General features: G+C 55.6%; 8 protein-coding genes and 1 pseudogene. 3 read left to right on the forward strand and 6 right to left on the reverse strand.

All coding sequences use genetic code 11. The features are described 5' to 3' along the window. The first annotated feature begins 280 nt into the window (after nt 1-280). Nucleotides 281-675: pseudogene (locus tag FS819_RS23880) on the forward strand (hypothetical protein). A 4-nt stretch (nt 676-679) separates the two neighbouring features. Here FS819_RS23880 and FS819_RS23885 read toward each other — a convergent pair. Both FS819_RS23885 and FS819_RS23890 read right to left on the reverse strand, forming a co-directional pair. Further along, nucleotides 680-2,053 (reverse strand): MATE family efflux transporter, encoded by a 1,374-nt coding sequence (locus tag FS819_RS23885; RefSeq protein ID WP_156549979.1) that lies wholly within the window; start codon nt 2,051-2,053, stop codon nt 680-682. Between the two features lie 69 nt (nt 2,054-2,122). Continuing rightward, a complete protein-coding gene (locus FS819_RS23890; protein ID WP_234624819.1) occupies nt 2,123-2,935 on the reverse strand; it encodes a glycosyltransferase in 813 nt (270 codons plus the stop codon). 499 nt (nt 2,936-3,434) lie between these two features. Here FS819_RS23890 and FS819_RS23895 point away from each other — a divergent pair, with 499 nt between their 5' ends. Both FS819_RS23895 and FS819_RS23900 read left to right on the forward strand, forming a co-directional pair. After that, nucleotides 3,435-5,405, forward strand: coding sequence for a beta-galactosidase (locus FS819_RS23895; RefSeq protein ID WP_156549981.1), 1,971 nt, complete (start codon nt 3,435-3,437; stop codon nt 5,403-5,405). A 40-nt stretch (nt 5,406-5,445) separates the two neighbouring features. Beyond that, entirely contained in the window at nt 5,446-6,243 is a 798-nt protein-coding gene (locus tag FS819_RS23900; RefSeq protein WP_156549982.1) for an SDR family oxidoreductase, read from the forward strand. On the opposite strand, the gene FS819_RS23905 is transcribed toward FS819_RS23900, so the two are convergent. The 4 genes from FS819_RS23905 to FS819_RS23920 all read right to left on the reverse strand — a co-directional run bounded on the left by FS819_RS23905 (nt 6,240) and on the right by FS819_RS23920 (nt 17,511). Then, entirely contained in the window at nt 6,240-7,973 is a 1,734-nt protein-coding gene (locus FS819_RS23905) for a condensation domain-containing protein (RefSeq protein ID WP_156549983.1), read from the reverse strand. The two genes, FS819_RS23900 and FS819_RS23905, sit on opposite strands and share 4 nt — an antisense overlap. 85 nt (nt 7,974-8,058) lie before the next feature. Continuing rightward, nucleotides 8,059-11,043, reverse strand: coding sequence for a type I polyketide synthase (locus FS819_RS23910; RefSeq protein ID WP_197434142.1), 2,985 nt, complete (start codon nt 11,041-11,043; stop codon nt 8,059-8,061). Nucleotides 11,044-11,050: 7 nt separating this feature from the next. Beyond that, complete coding sequence (locus FS819_RS23915) at nt 11,051-16,615, reverse strand: non-ribosomal peptide synthetase (protein ID WP_156549985.1); 5,565 nt, start codon at nt 16,613-16,615, stop codon at nt 11,051-11,053. Continuing rightward, nucleotides 16,597-17,511: a 4'-phosphopantetheinyl transferase family protein gene (locus tag FS819_RS23920; RefSeq protein WP_197434143.1), complete on the reverse strand. Its 915-nt coding sequence runs from the start codon at nt 17,509-17,511 to the stop codon at nt 16,597-16,599. The genes FS819_RS23915 and FS819_RS23920 overlap by 19 nt, the downstream gene beginning before the upstream one ends. Nucleotides 17,512-17,615: the final 104 nt, after the last annotated feature.

Genomic DNA, 17,615 nt, shown 5'->3' on the forward strand with positions numbered 1-17,615 from the left:
CGCTTGTGCAGTTTCAGAATTTGTCAGGCTTGATACTCTCCCACCACGCAAGCCCGTGCGCCGCCGTGGTAAATTCCGGTCGGGAACGCCCATTGCTTCCCACGCGATCAATGGAAGAGCACCCCCACCATAGGTCAGAGAAGCCTTACCAGCCTCATCACTGCGACCAATCCAAACCATACGGTCATGGCGGAGCAAATCGTCCGTAACAGCCTCGGCACCGAATAGCCGCAGTTCTAGACGACCGCGAACAAGGCCAATCGGCCCAGCCTTTAATGAGATGGTCCGTACCGGGGAACTGAGTGCGCCGGTGGTCATCGGTCGCGACCACCTGGATTCGGGCTCGGTGGCCTCGCCAAATCGCGAGACCGAGGCGATGAAGGATGGTTCTGATGCAGTATCGGACTGGCCGCTGCTCAACACCCTGATAAACACGGCGTCGGATGCCACCTGGGTATCTTTGCATCATGGCGGTGGTGTGGGAATGGGCTTTTCTCAACATGCGGGTATGGTGATTTGCGCAGATGGCCCGATGACGCGGCGCGTCGGATTGAACGGGTATTGTGGAACGATCCGGCCACTGGCTTGATGCGACATGCGGATGCAGGTTACGAAATTTCTCGCGACTGCGCGCAACAAAATGGTCTGTATCTTCCCAGCATTTTGACGAGTTGAGGCTTCAGGGCGTGTCGCCGAAAATGGTGCGGCACCAGATTTTCCGATGCATCCTGTAGATCGAAAACATGCATTTTGTGATCTCTTCAGTAAAAGAGGCGAAATACACAAATACCATGGGTAGCCCCAGAACGACCGCCGCCAATATCGACAGGGGAATGCCCACTCCCCACGACGATATTGTGTCGATCTTCAGGATATATCCATTGTCCGCTCCGATACGCAATATGCCGTTTATGACAACGATATTGATGCCCCTGATCCACAGCAAAAGCATGCTCACGGAAAACAGGATCAGGAACTCCTGCGACAGTTCCGGTGAGATGGACGGGTAAAGAATATTCACCTGATCCCGAAGCAAAAACAGTCCGATTGACGTCAGAATGCCGAATGCGGCGGCGACGTTGACGGAATAAACCGCATATTGCCATGCAAGAGGATAATCACGTCGCCCCAATGCCTGCCCGATCATGGCGCCAGATCCGGTCGCCAGTCCGTTGAACAGAGTGAGATATACCGTGATGATGGGGAGGAGGAGGCCGAAGGCCGCTAAGCCAAGCTCACCGACCTGGCTAAAAACGACCTGATAGCCAAACAGACCACCCGACCACAAGCCGCCGTTTAACGCGAGGGGTAGCGATTGCGCAACAAATTGTCTGGCCTTCTTGAGGTCCAGCAATAACCGCAATTCGTCGCGCCGCAAAAGCAGATAGGCTAGGTGAAACTTCAAAAGCGCGATATAGATGAAAAAGAACATGATGTTGACCACCAATGTTCCAAGCGCCGCGCCTTTTACGCCGGTCGCCGGAACGGGACCCATGCCGAAGACGAAAATGTAATTGCACAGGACCGCAATGGTGACAAAAGCCAGGCTGAGCGCCATGCTGAGGGCTGCACGGCCCGTCATGTTGAGCGCGTTGCCTACCCCGACAATGACTGGCCACATAAGCAGGCTCCACCCTGCAATCTGCAAATAGGAAACGCCGGCGCTTCTCACTTCTTCTGATTGCGGCCCCATGCGCATTACCCAATCGGGGAAAATCACGAATAGAACCACCGCAGGAACTGAAACAATCTGCGTCATCAATGTGCTCAGATAGAGTGTCTTTCGTACACTGAGCCTATCACCGGCTCCCCAATGCTGGGAGATGAGCGCTCCGGCGGCCATGACCAGTCCGTACAAAATACTGGTAATGACGAAAAACGCCGCGCCGCAAAACGATAGGGCCGCGATCGATGCATCGCCCAGATGGGCGACCATAACGGTATCAACCACCTGCTGGGCCGAGAAGGCGAAATGCTGGAGGGCAGAGGGGATGGCTGTTGCGAACAGCGCGTACAGAAAAGCGCGATTGCCAAACAGTTTAGATGGCGTCATGGCCGCCGCCAAACGTAGGCGCGAAGATGGCCGTCAGTGGGTCTTGAGGAAGGCTGACTGGTGAGGTGGTCAAATATCCGGTCCCTGAAATCCGGAAACGTTAAGGGTGATCGGGTCCACGCTCATGCAGCGGGCAGTTTGCCACAAATTGTATTTAGCATGCAGATAGACCTTGTTGTCATCGTCTGAATCAAACCGGTCCTCAGCCTGATGGTGAGGAATGTGGACCGACCGGGCTGTGCGCCCAACATCGATTTCAATACCATTTTGGAAAAGCGAAAGGCCAAAATCCATGTCCTCAGCTCCCCACGACTTGTAGTTTTCATCAAAGCCGCCCACCGCATCAAAGGATGTCCGCAAAAGGGAAGCGTTTGCGGTCCAGGTTAGCGCCCAGGGCGCAACAAGTGCCTTCAGGTCATTCTTGCAATATCGGTAGGCAATTTCCCGGGGGTCTTCCCACTCCGGGTCAAGCGCGACGGCGCGTGATATTTCCTCAAGGGCTGTACGCGTATCGGCACCAGCCTGATCGCTAAACAGTGCCTCAAGTCTTTCAAGGCCGTCCGGCGTTGAATATATGCCATAGACATAACCAATGGCGTAAAGCGGCCTTGTCGCTGTTTTGTGCAGGTCGATATGCGCTGATACGAACCCGGGTAGGGCGAGCACCCCGGAATCGCAGAAAATGATTACTTCCCCGCTCGATATTTTGACACCGAGATTGCGCGCACGCGCCGCGCGAAACCCTTCGTCGGGCATATAGACATATTTGAGCTGTGCGCGACCTTCAAATTGCTTGACGACTTTTTCGAACGAGCCGTCGCTTGAGCCGTCATCGGAAACGATGATCTCATATTCGTCGGTGTTCGGGCTGCTTTCAAGCACCGAGGCAAGCGTTTGCCGCAACATGTCGGCACGATTGAAGGTTGGAATAATAACGCTGGCCTTAAGGGACTTAGTCATTTCTTAAACGCCCGACACAAGAACCGCGACGACGGAAATCACTCCCCTGCGCGGTCGGATAAATTGATGGCGTGGAGGGACGCGTCGAGGATGCCAGACCCGAGTTCTCACCGGCTTTGATCCAAGGTTCCACCGGGCATAATTCCGGCTTGTTGCGTCTCACCACAATTCATGCGTACCAGCTAACTTCAGGGGAACATCGGCTCGTGCCTATACCCCCTAAGCGGTATAACTGCGCATGGTCCGCGTGATTAACCTGCCCACCCACGACTGGATTTGCGGATGCGGCACATCGTTTGCTGAAGAATAGATTTTCCATTGCCCCGACTTCGACAGGCGGGTTCCTCCGAGAACAGAACGCGTTGTCGACGCGCGCAAGACGCCGTAGGGGTGACTTGAAACGTGTTGGGAGTCACCGCCCATGAAGCTAGGGGTTTGTTATTACCCGGAACACTGGCCCGAGAGCTGGTGTTCGCGCGATGCCGCGCGCATGGTTGAACTGGGAATTTCCTGCGCCCGTATAGGTGAATTCGCCTGGTCCAGGATTGAGCCCGAGCGTGGGAAGTTTGACTTTGAATGGCTCGACCGTGCCGTGGAATGCCTCCATTCAGCAGGTTTGCGAATCGTCATGGGAACTCCGACGGCGGCACCGCCGAAATGGTTGGTGGACGAATATCCTTCTGTTCTTCCCCACGGCGCCGACGGTAAATCGCGCCGCTTTGGCTCGCGGCGCCATTGCCGTTTTTCCTCTCGCGACTGGCTTCGGGAATCCCGGCGCATTGTCGAGATCGTGGCACATCGTTATGGAAACCATCCAGGGATTGTCGGTTGGCAAACCGACAATGAATATGGCTGCCACGGTACAACACTTTCTTGGGGGCTGGAGGATCGCGACGCATTTCGAGAATGGCTGGCCAAGCGATATGCGACAATTGAAGCGCTTAATACTGCCTGGGCCAATGTGTTCTGGTCTCAGGAAGTGACGGATTTTGATCAGGTGGAGCTTACCAATCTCACCGTCGCGGAGGCCAATCCTGCCGCACGGCTCGACTTCTGGGAATTCTCGTCCAGTCAGGTCGCGTCCTATAATCGCGCGCAATGTGATTTAATTCGACGTCACTCGCCCGGTCGGTGGATCACCCATAACTTTATGGGTTTTGCGAATGATTTCGATCACTGGAAAGTCGCTGATGATCTGGATTTTGTCGCTTGGGATTCCTATCCGATCGAGAGCCTGTCCTGTGTGCCGTTTTTCACGGGGGATGAAAAATTGCGCTTTGCGGAGACCTCGCACCCCGATATCGCGTCTTTTCACCACGATCTCTATCGTGCTCTGGGCAGGGGGCGGTTCTGGATTATGGAGCAACAACCCGGCCCGGTGAACTGGGCAGACTGGAACCCGGTCCCCAAACCCGGCATGGTGCGCCTTTGGACCTGGGAGGCCTTTGCCCATGGGGCAGATGTCGTCAGCTATTTCCGCTGGAGACAGGCCGACTTCGCACAGGAACAACATCATACCGGTCTTAACCTGCCACATGCGCATGAATTGTCACCGGGTGGCCATGAAGTGCAACAGGTCAGTCGAGATCTGCAAAATCTTGATGCCGATTTGGAAACAGTTCAGGCACCAGTCACGATTGTGCATGACTTTGCGAGCTATTGGGCGCTGCAAATTCAGCCTCAGGGTGATGATTACCGTTTTGAAGAAATAATGTTTCGCTGGTACGAGGCCGTGCGCAGGCTGGGCATTGATGTTGACTTCGTCCGACCCGGCGCCGATCTGAAGGGTTATAAGCTAGTTCTTGCGCCAGCGCTGGTGCAGGTTGACGCGGATGCAATCAGAGCCTTTGAGAGTGCCGACGGGTTGGTACTTTATGGTCCGCGTTGCGGCTCACGATGCGAGCAGTTCAAGATACCTGCAAATCTGCCTCCCGGCCCCCTGGGCGATCTGACCGGGGTATGCGTGATTCAGGTCGCATCGCTGCGCCCGGGTCTTGAATTTGCCGTTTCGGGTTCCGTCAATGGCAAGGCGATATGCTGGCGGGAATATGTCGAGACGAGCGCGGAAACCCTCGCAAGTTTTGCAAATGGCGGGCTGGCGCTGACGGCGAAACACAACCACCATTATCTGGCTTGCTGGCCGGACGCAGATCTCCTCAATGAGGTTATTGCGATGCTGGCGACAAAGGCTGGTCTCCACACGACAGATCTGCCGGATTTCATAAGGCTGCGGCGTCGAGGCGATGTTGTTTTTGCCTTTAATTACGGCACGGAGAACTGGAATTTACCGGACTCAGCGCAACTGCTCTTCGGCGAAAGAACGCTCCGACCGCAAGACTTCGCTGCATTTTCATATGCCGACCCTGCCACTCCCAGCCTAACACGGCAATAGTTCGCACCATCGCTACCTGTTGGATTGAAAGGACGCCAGAATGACTGATTCAAACACGCGGAATAAAGATACCCGCGCCCTGATTACCGGTGGCGCTCAAGGCCTCGGTCTGGCTGTCGCAAAGCAGCTTGTCAGGGAAGGGTGCAAAGCGGTTGCTCTTGTCGGACGTTCTGAAGAGAAGGGCGCAACCGCTGTGGCTGCACTCGAAACTCTCGGCGCAGAGGCCGTCTTCATCAGGGCGGACATTTCTGACCCCACCATCTGCCTGTGGGCCGTGGATGAGGCAACAAGCCGTTTTGGAACGATCAACGGACTGGTAAACGCAGCCGCTGCTTCTGATCGCGGCACGCTGCTCGATACCACGCCGGAATTGTTCAATTATTTGTTCAACACCAATGTGCGCGGTCCCTTCTTTTTGAGCCAGGGTGTGGTGAAAGGACTGGTCGAAGCTGAAGCTCCCGGATCAATCGTCAATGTCATGTCGATGACCGCTCATGCCGGGCTGCCATATTTGACACCCTATTCGGCCAGCAAGGGTGCGCTGGGGGTTTTGACTAAAAACGTTGCCCATAGCTATCGCTACAAACGCATTCGCTGCAACGCCGTGTTGCCCGGCTGGATGGATACCGAAGGCGAGGACATGGTGCAAAAAAAATGGCATGGCGCATCGGATGGCTGGCTGGAGGAGGCCGAAGCCGGCCAACCAATGGGCCAACTGGTCAAACCAGACCAGTTGGCGGTTCTCATAGCCTATATGATCAGTCCCCAATCCGGCGTTATGACCGGCGCGCTGGTTGATTATGATCAATATGTTGCCGGTGCGTTCTGGGATGACTAGGCACGGAACTGGCCGGCATCCCTGACCAGACGTTGCACTACTGACACATTTGACCAGTCTACTTCACTGTGGGCGTTACCAGGCGCCTTTGCGCACAACACGAATTCATGAGGGATCATTGTGCTGCGGTTTTGCAGCAGGTCTTTGTGGTCGGAATTGATGAATTCACCGAGATTGACCGCGCCCTTTTCAAGGATGCAATAAGCGGTCATTTGACCGGTGCCGGAACCTACAAACACGGCGAAATCCGAAAACAGACCAGTGGCCAGAAAATGATCTCTTACCGCCGCAAGGTTGATCCACGAACCACCAATGTTCTGCCACTCGGCAGATGGTTCCCAAGCCGCAATACCAAAGCTTGTCACGCACTCTTCCGGGTCCGCAGATGGATCGAGCGCGAGTGTGGTCAGCAGCTTCTCCAGACAGAATAATATCCGGGTGACATCTCCCTTGTCGATATAGTTGGTGTCGGCAAGAATGAACACTTCAGAAGCCGAGTAGGATTTGACGCTGAAAGTGTGCAGGTCGAACACGCGTGACTGCTCATGAACAATCCTGCCAGTGTTGGCTGCATCGGCAAGATAGGCCTCGATGTCATCCATGTGTGTGGTATTTGAAAGGTCCAGCGTTGCGTCGTGGCTGATGTTGAATGAGGTATCGATCTCATAAACCATTCCCTTTTGGGCGCCGATGTCGCGCAATATGGCATCGACGCCGGGTACCCAGACCTGGGCGCTGGGATAGGCATCCATCAAGTTGAAATGAGTGTTTGTCAGGACGTTGGAAAAATCGCCGCTGTCCAACTCCACTATGACCGGTGTGCCTTGCGGGAAACTCCCTATAGCGCGCTGCACCTCTTCGGTTGTGCGATTGCAGTACAAAATGGTGGCGCAAAAATCGTGTGTTTTCACCAACCGGGACAGGATCAACGCAAGACTGGTCAATAACACGGTGGCCGTCGAGACATGGGTGCGCGCGGCGATTGCCTTGGCTGCAGCACCCATGGCAAGCGAGTGGATTTCGGCGCTATGCCACTGATCGGTCCGGCTGTCAGTCAATTGCCGGGCGAATACGGCTCTGGGAAAATGCCGCACTGTGCTGCGCCAATACTCTTCCGAGGCAGTCAATACGTCCTGGCCCTCGGAGGACAATTCCCAGTCGGACTGGTCAAATGGTGACCAAACGGAGGGCCATGAATGGCCCTCTATGCCTTCATTCAGGGCACGGGAGAAATCTTCATGGATGATACTGCTTGACCAACCGTCAGCGACCATATGAGAAAATCCCAAGACGACTGTTTGAGGGGTGCCATTGCTGGTGACAATGCCGCACCTGACGGGTAGGTCGCGGGGCAGGTCGAAGGGTTGATTTTCCAACTCCGTGGCAAGCGATTCAGCAGAGTCTTCAACCGAACCATCACCGCACTCGATAATGGTCACCGGAATAGACACACTTGCTAGCAGGACCTGTTCAGGTTCACCATTATTCTGCACAGGAAACAAAGTGCGCAGGGCGTCGTGGCGTCTCACAAACCACGAAATTGTGTCTTTCACCGTGGCAAGGTCGATGGCGCGTGTCACCTCTATGACAACGGGGATATTGAGCGTTTCAATGCCATGGAGTTCTCGCAGAACCCGCCAGATATATCGCTGGCCACAGGTCGGTCTTGCACGTCTGCCAATTTCGTTTTCACAGGTGATCGTGAGTTCCTGCATATTGCGCTCGGTCATATTTTGACTTTCAGGAATTGTTCCGATTTTTTCGGCGCAGCGTTTCTCACGATCCGGCGGGAATGGCTGGCAATGCGGGGAGACCTTATGAAGCGCTGTCTGCCGTAGTCGACATCTGTTTCTCGATCAGAGCTGCCTGGGCCTTGATATCGCTCGCCTCCAGAACGTCGCGCACCCGCAGCGTTATGCCGAAGGTAACGTTCAGGCGGCGAACGAGCTTAATCGCTGCCAGCGAGCTGCCACCGATTTCCGTAAAACCACTGTCCGTCTTGATGTTGGGTATGCCCAGTAATTCAGTCCAAACCATCTTCACCTTGCGCTCATAATCGGTGAGTGTCTCACCGGCATTTTCCCCGGTGTCCATCGCAACAGGTGGTTCGCGAATATTATTGTCTGGGTTCGCGACAACGCCTGACGGAGGCTGCTGTTGGAATATCCCGGCATTTGGGGTGCCGGGTGACGCGACAGTGTAAAGTTTGCGCGCGAACGGATAGTTCGGGAGCCTGACACGCTGACGGTCTTCTGCGGCATAATAGTCGACCCAATTCACTTTGAGGCCAGCCTGCCAGCTCTCGGCGAGCGCCGCCGCCAGTTCGTGGCTTTCATCCATATCGCCGGGCAGGCTCGAAATGCTCCAGACACCTGCCTGCCGAGCCAACCCGGAAAGGGCCCTGCCTGGCCCGACCTCAATCATAACAGCACCCGGATGCGCCTGCTTGATGCGCTCTATACCGGCATGAAAACGGACGGCGGACCGGATATGACCTGCCCAATAATTAGGGTCGAGGGCTTCATGGTCCTTGATCCAGTCGCCTGTCACATTGGACAAAAATGGCCGGGTTGGGGCGTGTAATTTTGTCTTTGAAACAACGTCGCGAAAACGTTCGCAGACCGGTGCCATCATTTCAGAATGGAACGCATGCGAGGTAAGTAGAATACGAACAGGCACATCCATCGCCGCGAGTTCTTCCGCCGCCGCTTTTATGTCTTCGGTTGAACCGGAAAGGACACATTGTTCCGGGCCGTTAACGGCGGCAATGTCCAGCCGCCCCTCGAACAGGCGTAACAGTTCTGTCTCTTCCTGTGCGACAGCCAGCATGGCACCAGCTGGCTGCGCTTGCATAAGCGCGCCGCGCGCAATCACCAGATGCAACGCGTCCGAAAGCGAAAAAACATCGGTCCGACAGGCGGCAACATATTCGCCTAGACTGTGGCCGATCATGGCGGCGGGCACGACTCCCCAACTTTCCCATAGCTCAGCCAGAGCATAGCTTTGGGCAAAAATTGTTGGCTGGGCATAACGGGTTTCTCGCAGGGTATCGGCACCGACTTCAAACAGCAGCTTGCGCAAATTGACATCGCGGCCGGAAGCCGCCTCAATGCATTTATCGATGGCATCGCGAAAAACCGGCTCCTTCCGGTATAGAACGGCGCCGCACCCGGTCATCTGGCTGCCTTGGCCGGGGAACAGGAATACAGCCCCCCGCGCATCGGTGACCCCCACATCTTTTTCACCTTTTCGCAGGATCTGTGCTGCCTGCTCCGCAGTATCGGCGACCACGACGGCCCGATGGCTATAGTCGATCCGACCAATTGCCTGACTGTAGGCGATATCTGCAAATGCCGCTACATTCGAACACTTCTCGATTGCTCCGGCCAGACGAAGGGACAATGACGACAAAGCTTCCGCGGATTTGGCAGAATAGGGGATGATGACAGGGACACGCTGAAGCGGAGGCGCAGGTGGCCGCTCTGGTGCTTCTTCCACAATCACATGTGCATTCGTACCGCCGATGCCGAACGCGCTAAGCCCGGCAATGCGGGGTCGTTCAGAATTGCGGCGCCAGGGTGTTGCCCGGTCATTGACCACAAAGGGACCGTTTTCAAACGGGATTTTCGGGTTTGGTGTTTGATAGTTCACGCTAGCCGGCAGCAACTCATGCTCAAGCGAAAGGACAAGCTTGATGAGACCTGCAACGCCGGCTGCCGTGTCCAGATGGCCGATATTGCTCTTGAGAGATCCAATCAGGCATTGATGATCTGCCCGGTTTAACCCGTATGCCATGTTGAGGGCTTCGATTTCGATAGGGTCGCCCAAAGGCGTGCCAGTGCCATGGCATTCGACATAATCTATGTCTTCGGCATCAAGCTGCGCGATGGACAGGCACTCTGAAATAACTTCAGCCTGCCCCGAACTGAGCGGGGCCGTGTAGCCGATTTTCTGGTTGCCATCATTGTTGATGGATGTGGCACGCAGAACGGCGCGAACATGGTCACCGTCCGCGATAGCGTCCTCGTATCTTTTGAGCACCACAATACCAGCGCCGCCTGCGCCGACCGTTCCCGCCGCATCCGCATCGAAGGCGCGGCAATGCCCGTCAGGCGAAAGAATGCCGCCCTCACGATATATGTAGCCGGTGCCATGCGGAAAACTGATGGATACACCTCCCGCCAAGGCAACATCGCATTCCCCGTTCAGCAGAGATTGGGCGGCCATATGGACGGCGACAAGAGAACTGGAACACGCTGTTTGTACTGTAACGCTGGGTCCGGTGAGGCCAAGCAGATAGGAGATGCGCGAACACAAAAAATCCTTGTCATTACCGATGAGGGCTTCAAACAGATTTCCATCGGCACGGCGCAGGAGTTCCTGGGCATTTGCCAGAAGGTATGAACTGAAACCGGCGCCTGCATAAACGCCAACCGGCACGTCAATCTCGCCAATCGGCATTCCAGCGTCCTCCAAGGCATGCACGGCACATTCCAGAAACACCCGCTGCTGCGGATCCATGGCCTCGGCCTCCGCCGGCGAAATGCCGAAGAAGGACGCGTCGAAGTGATCAGGCGTGTCGAGCATTCCCGCTGCCCGTACGTAAGCAGGATCCTTATAGACCTCTTCGGGCACGCAAGCCGCTTTCAGGGCTGCCTCATCCGGGCGCGCGATCCCTTCACGGCCCTCGGCCAGCATTTCCCAAAGTGCGTCGGGTGTGTTTGCGCCGGGAAAGCGACCTGAAAGACCAACAATGGCGACACGTAGTAACGGAGGTCCGTTTTCTTCACCCATATCCATCGTCACATCAATCCAATCTGCGCCGTTGCACGCCACGCCGCATGGTATTCGGGTTCGTGCTACGTTTTTTCGGTCGGGACTGCGCATCGTTGGCAGTATTGGCGGTTTGCAAAAGTCTGGCCTGTGCGGTCACGCTCGTATGGCGAAACAATTCCACAATGCCGATGGTGCGGGGTGCAATCAGGTTAAGTTCTTTTTGCAGCTTCATCAGAAGAAGGGAGTGTCCACCGACCTCAAAGAAACTCCGGTCGGGATCGATATTCTGTACACCGAGCAAATCCCGCCATACCCCGGCAACCTTGCTTTCGTCGGGGCTGAGCGGTCTGTCCGGCTGTACTTCGGCTTCGGGAACAGCGAGGGCCGAAAGCCGCTTCCGGTCCAGTTTTCCCGTGGCGGTTCGGGGCAATTCGGGCAGGGAGGCGAACACAGACGGGCAATAATAGGCAGGCAGGCGTTCAGAGATTGCCCGCCGCAATGCTTCGGCGGCCAGTGGGCTTTCAGGGCGATCCTGTTCCACATAGGCGATCAGGCGCGCGCGACCGCCCGAGCCGTTCAGCACTACTACCGATTGGCGTATGCCAGTCACCGTATTCAGGATTTTTTCGATTTGCTCCGGCTCTATTCGGTAGCCGCGCAGTTTGATCTGGTTGTCGATGCGCCCGAAATATTCAAGCGCTCCATCCATCCTGAAGCGCCCCACGTCGCCCGTCCGGTAAACCCGCTCCTCATTGTTGCCCACAGAGATTGAAGTGAACCTTGCCCCGGTGATCTCTGGCCGTGCAACATAGCCTCGTGCAAGGTTCTCACCCGCGACGCAGACTTCACCAAGGGCGCCCATTGGTAGAATCCGTTGATCAGGGTCGAGAACGTACAATCGGGTATTGGCAATGGGACGACCGATGGGAATGCGTTCCTCGCCCTCTTCAACCTTCCAACCTGATACCCATACACTGGCTTCTGTCGGCCCATACTCATTGTATAGTGCGGCATCCGGAAACGTTTCGTGGTGTGCCGTTACCGTATCGCTTTCCAATTTTTCTCCCGCCAGAATTACAGACTGTAATCCGGTAAGTCGGGATGCGCCCGCCGATTGCAGGATTAGCTGGTAGAGTGTTGGAACGGTCAGTACGTGGGAAATTCGGTCAGCACCTGGCAATGTGGTCAGCGTGGCCAAATCCACTTTGTGCCCCGGCAGCAGGCGCAGGGTGCCTCCCTGACAAAGGGTCCAATAAATGCCGGCCACCGAACTGTCGAAATAAAAGGGCGACAGGAGAAGAAAGGCGTCTACGGTTTCGGGGTAATGCTCCATCCGGGCAAGTGTGGAATTGTACAGGGCACGATGGGAAATTGCCACGCCATTGGGTTTGCCCGTCGAACCCGAAGTATACATGACGTAGGCCAGATCGTCGCGGTGAACTGGCGCATCGATATCGGCATCCAACGCGTCCCCCAAACTGTCAAAGCCAAGGTATGTGCGTATCGATCGGGTGGCATCGGATTTTGTTGAAAGAACAATCTTGATATTGTTCTCGTCGAAAATCTCGTCGCGCGTAATGACCCCCAACTGCGGGTCGTAAGGAAGATACGTCGCGCCGATGCGAAGGACTGCGAGATAGGCAGCGATTGTGTCTGGTGCGCTGACGGCCTCCACCGCGACGATTTCACCGGGGACCACATTGTGGCGTCTTAGCGCCGTCGCAATCCGTCTGCTATGCCTTTCCAGATCAGCATAGGTCCAGCGTCCGTCAGCTTCTGCATCAATTGCGATACTGTTGGCGTCGGGTCCGTACGCGTGCTCCAGAATTTGCGTATGAACGCCGCTATTCGCCTCTCGGGGAACAACAGGTCCTGCGCCGATCCTGCAAATTTCAGCGATGTCAGCCGGACTGGCAAGTGCGGCATCTGCGACGGTAGTTGCCGTTTGCATGGCCTCCAGAATGGAAGACATTCGGCCCGCGAGATGTGCAATGAAAGATCGCGGATAGCGGTCGCACCGGAACTCGAACCGTGCGCGAACCGGACCATTGTTAGCGGGCGCAACCAGCAATGCCAGGTTGAATTGCGCGGTACCCAGATCAAGGGTGACAGTTTCAAAGGAAACCCCGGCCTCGGACCATGACGTGGAATAACCGTCCTGCTCGGAGAAAAAACAGTCCAGTAAAGGATGTTCGGTGCCTGAGGCGCCGGAAAGGGCCGCCATATCCTCAAAAGGGAGGTCCTGATGGGAAATGGCCTCAATCACGGTTTGAGAAACCTGAGCGACAAAATTCTCAACGCTTGCCTGCATTGGTACTTGCAGTCGCAGGGGCAACGTGTGGACGAAGCATCCCACAACATTTTCCAGGACCTGCGCATTGCGCGATGACGAGGTGGTGCCTACCGTCAGGTCGTTTTCGCCAGCATATTTGCTAAGCAATATATAGAACGCCGTGAGCTGGATGACGTAACTGGTGGTTCGGTGCCTTCTTGCAAGCGAGAAGCAGGCTCGGCTAGCCTCTTCGGTGAAGGTAAAAGCGTAATTCTCTCCGACATTTGAATCGTAGGGTCTGTCGGAAAGGTCAGCCATGCGCGGAATTGACGCCGGGATCGCGTTGTCGAGTTTTGTGGCCCAATAGGCTTTTTCACGCGCGAAATCCTTACGCATCTGCATCGTCCGCCGTGCATTTGCAAATGCCGAAAACCGCGCAGTTTCCGGATTCTTCGGCATTTGATCATGCCGTATAAATTCGCCAAGCTCGTCTATGATCAGTTTTTCCGACAAGCCGTCGACGGCAATGTGATGGATGACAAGCACAAGCAGCGCCTCATCGGAGCCGAACGGAATGTAAAATGCGCGAAGTGGTGTTTCGCGATCAAAGTCAAATCGCCGACGGGCCATTCGTTCAGCAGTGTTCTGGGCCACTTCGATTGTCTCGACCCGGCTTGAAGCCTCAAATTCAATGTTGGAATCCGGCGGTAAAGCCTGCTGGGTGATTGTCGGTCCGGAGCTGTCGAATCTCATACGCAACATCTCGTGCCGGGCAACGATCGCACGAAGCCCGTGCCGCAGGCGCTCAGGCCCCTGCGCGCCATGTAGGTGAAGCGCTATCGGCACATTGTAAGCCTCGCCATTTGGGCGATGCTGGTTAAGAAAAAAAAGCCGCTCCTGCGTTGACGTCAGGCGGGCAGCGTGTTCTAGCCGAATTTCGGGAAGTAGCTCTTCTTCCGCTGCCGAGGCCTTTTTACAAATTGCGAATAAGTCACCAAAACGCGGGTTTCCCAGTACATCGAGCGCACTGACATTCCGCATTAGTCGCCTGCGGATACGGTTGGCCAAGCGCGCCGCTGACAACGAGTCTCCACCCCATGCAAAAAAATCGGCATCCACCCCCGCAGGTTTCTGGCCCAAAATTTCCGACCAGATGCCAGCCAACTCAGCCTGATCCTGCTGCAGGGGCGCGCTATTGGCCTCCGCAGCAGGCTTCTTTGGGGTCGCAAACAGGACTTCTCTCACCGCTTTGCGGTCCGCCTTTCCGTTTACCGAAAGTGGAATGCTATCGATCAGGCGGATGTCCTGTGGCATCATTTCAGGCATCAATTGCTTTTCAAGGAATGTCCTGATTCTTGTGATGTCGACTTCTGACGGTTCCGCGCTGACGATGCCCGCGACAAGCCGCGGTGCGGCGCGATCATCAAGCACAACCATACATTCCAGCACGCCCGGCGCCTGATTGAGCAATGCTTCGATTTCGCCAAGTTCAATCCGCACCCCGCGGATCTTCACCTGGTCGTCGATACGGCCGCCATAAATGAGTTCACCCTGATAATTGTAGTGGGCGATGTCTCCGGTGCGGTAAAAGCGCTGCATCCGGTCCAACGGCGGGTAATGAATTTGGCGGAACTTTTCTGCATTCAGGTCGGGCCGATTGAGATATTGCTCGGCCAGTTGCACCCCGCCAATCAAAAGTTCTCCGCGCTCGCCTGGTGGCAAAAACTGCCCATCGGCACCCATGATGGCGAGGATGGTATTGGCTGCAGGAAACCCGATCGGCACCGATAGGCAGGTGTTTGAGGTGCGGCATTCAAAATAGCTGACATCGATGGCCGCTTCAGTAGGGCCATAAAGATTGTGCAGACGAGTGGCTGGAAGGCCGGAGAAGAAGCGGTTGCGCAACGCTCCTGAGAGCGCCTCGCCACTACACAAAACATTGCGCAGGGTCACGCAGCGATCCTGCAGCCGTTGCTCCTGAAGAAAAACCTGAAGCATTGAAGGCACGAAATGGCACAGGGTAACCTGCTTCTCGCGGATCAGGTCGGCAAGGTAATCCGGATCCTTGTGGCCTTCAGGCTTTGCAAGAACGATGCGCGCACCAACCAGTAGGGGCCAGAAAAATTCCCAGACTGACACATCGAAGTTGAACGGCGTTTTTTGCAACACCACGTCATCGATACCAAGCGGAATGAGGGACTGGATCCAAAGCAGGCGGTTGCTCAGTGCCCGATGTGTATTGGCTGCGCCCTTGGGGCGCCCGGTGGAACCCGAGGTGTAAATTACATAGGCGCGGTCATCCGGTGCGATCTGCGGCGGCAGAAAATGTCCGCGGTCACCGTTCCAATCATCAATGGCCAGGGAAACTGCCGCATGGTCGGGCAGGGTGGAGGCATAATCGGGATGGTAGGTAAGCACATCGATTTTTGCATCCGCCATCATGAACGTAACACGGTCCTGCGGCAGGTCAGGCTGCAAAGGCAAATAGGCAGCGCCCGACCGCATGATCGCTAGCAGGGCAATCACCATTTCTGCGGATCGATGGCAGAAAACGCCGACAATCGAGCCAACGCCGACGCCCTTGGCCTGCAATCGTCCGGCGAATATGGCGGAGCGCCTTTCAAGTTCCGCATAAGTCAGAATTACCTGCCCGTCGTCTACCGCAATGCCACCCGGGGGGCGGTCAAACTGCGACTGAAGCAAATCGGGCACACAAAAATCCGGATCGATCCCGTCATCCCCTATTTCCCATGAACGCAAGCGCCACGGTATTTCCACCTGCTCGGACAATTGCTCCAAACTGATCTCTGGATCGGCACTCACAATGGCAACTGTCTTTTCAAGGATTGTGGCGACGAAGCGCAGATATGCGCCCGATACTTCCGAACCGGGGATCAGTTCAATCATGCCGTCGCCATTGGTCCACGTACAGTCGACGTAAAACCATGGAGTGCGGGTGCCATCAGCTTTTGGATCAGTAAGATTTACCCGGAATTGAACTGGTGACCTTGCGTGGCCGTCTTCAGTCAGTCCCGCGGCCAGACCGTTCGCATAAGAACCAAATGGGATGATCTTATCGGTGCAGGAAACAGGAAGAAGCCTGAGCTTCCCGTCCGAACCCTTGATCTCAATCGAAATATTTTCTTGCTGAAGCGGCCCCACAAAAATCGCCGCCACCGTCGCACGCAAGACAGCGCCAAACGAGGTTTGGTACGTGCGTGCCAGATTGAGCAGCGTGGCCGCCTGATTAGCATGTAGGGCCAGCATCGGCAAGGTGTGGGCTGGCGGATGTGAAGCTTCTGCGCTCACGCCGACATTGTGCATGGGTCACCCTTTTTGGCAAAATTCGCGCGAGCGACTGCCGTGCTGATTGAAGGCGAACAAAGGGCTCGCGTATCTTGATCATGACCGGGGAAACAGCCTTGCATCACAGCAGCCAATTGATCGGGAGCTAGCCGGACAATTTTTAGCCGGCGTTTGGGCCTTGCCTCAGGTGTACCCCAGGCTACGGCAAGCGATTGGGTGGCGCTGACTTGGGAACTGCAAAAACGGAAATTTGCATTTGGTGCATCAAGAGGTTCCATAATCTGATGACTGATCTCAACACTTTCCAAAAATCGAAAGCCTATTGATTGTGGAGACTGGCTCAGTCCTTTGCCAATGGCTTTTAGATAAGCCTCTTTCAGCGTCCAAAGTTGCGTGAAGCGCCGTGGTTGGTCGACCTGTGGAAGGGCGCGCAACGCTCGGAGTTCGTCGGTGGTGCATATGGATTCTGCCAGATCCAGATCAGTATCGGCGATCACCGTTTCTACGTCGACGCCCAGTTGGCAGTCACGGGCGAAGGCAAGGGCAGCCTGGCCGCAAGTATGCGAAAGGTTAAAAGTCAGCCCGGATTCTGAAGCCTTCAGGTCCGGTCGACCTGCCGTCCCGTACTCAAATTGCCATGCTTTTGGCTCCACTGACGGGCAGTAGGCGGAGAGCAACTGCCGCAGTGTTTCATGCGCAACACGATAAGACCGGCGGTCGGACTCCAATCGCAGGCGGGACAGTTTGGCACGTTCCCCAGCGCTCAGAACATTGCGATCAGGTGCCGCGCTGTTCCCCCACACGTCAGAGGCCACCAGCCAGACGTGAATTTCATCGGGGTGGATTTCGAGTGGGTATGACCCGCGACAAAGGTGCAGGCCGTCGAAGCGCAGTGTCTGGGCGGTTGAGGTCATCGTATCTCGCATAATCCGCCTTCGCCGTCCGGGGGAGGGAGAAGACTTGAATCTCTACCAAATCGGATAGGGGCAAAGAACATGCCCACCACTCCAAACTTGAC

This window comes from Allorhizobium sp. Av2 (assembly GCF_021462805.2).
Classification (GTDB): Bacteria; Pseudomonadota; Alphaproteobacteria; order Rhizobiales; family Rhizobiaceae; genus Allorhizobium; species Allorhizobium vitis_G.

Excerpts from the sequence above, each read along its gene's own strand:
- FS819_RS23885 (WP_156549979.1), bottom strand. The coding sequence starts at position 2,053 with ATGACGCCATCTAAACTGTTTGGCAATCGCGCTTTTCTGTACGCGCTG.
- FS819_RS23895 (WP_156549981.1), top strand. The coding sequence starts at position 3,435 with ATGAAGCTAGGGGTTTGTTATTACCCGGAACACTGGCCCGAGAGCTGG.
- FS819_RS23900 (WP_156549982.1), top strand. The coding sequence starts at position 5,446 with ATGACTGATTCAAACACGCGGAATAAAGATACCCGCGCCCTGATTACC.
- FS819_RS23905 (WP_156549983.1), bottom strand. The coding sequence starts at position 7,973 with ATGACCGAGCGCAATATGCAGGAACTCACGATCACCTGTGAAAACGAA.
- FS819_RS23910 (WP_197434142.1), bottom strand. The coding sequence starts at position 11,043 with ATGGATATGGGTGAAGAAAACGGACCTCCGTTACTACGTGTCGCCATT.
- FS819_RS23915 (WP_156549985.1), bottom strand. The coding sequence starts at position 16,615 with ATGCACAATGTCGGCGTGAGCGCAGAAGCTTCACATCCGCCAGCCCAC.
- FS819_RS23920 (WP_197434143.1), bottom strand. The coding sequence starts at position 17,511 with ATGACCTCAACCGCCCAGACACTGCGCTTCGACGGCCTGCACCTTTGT.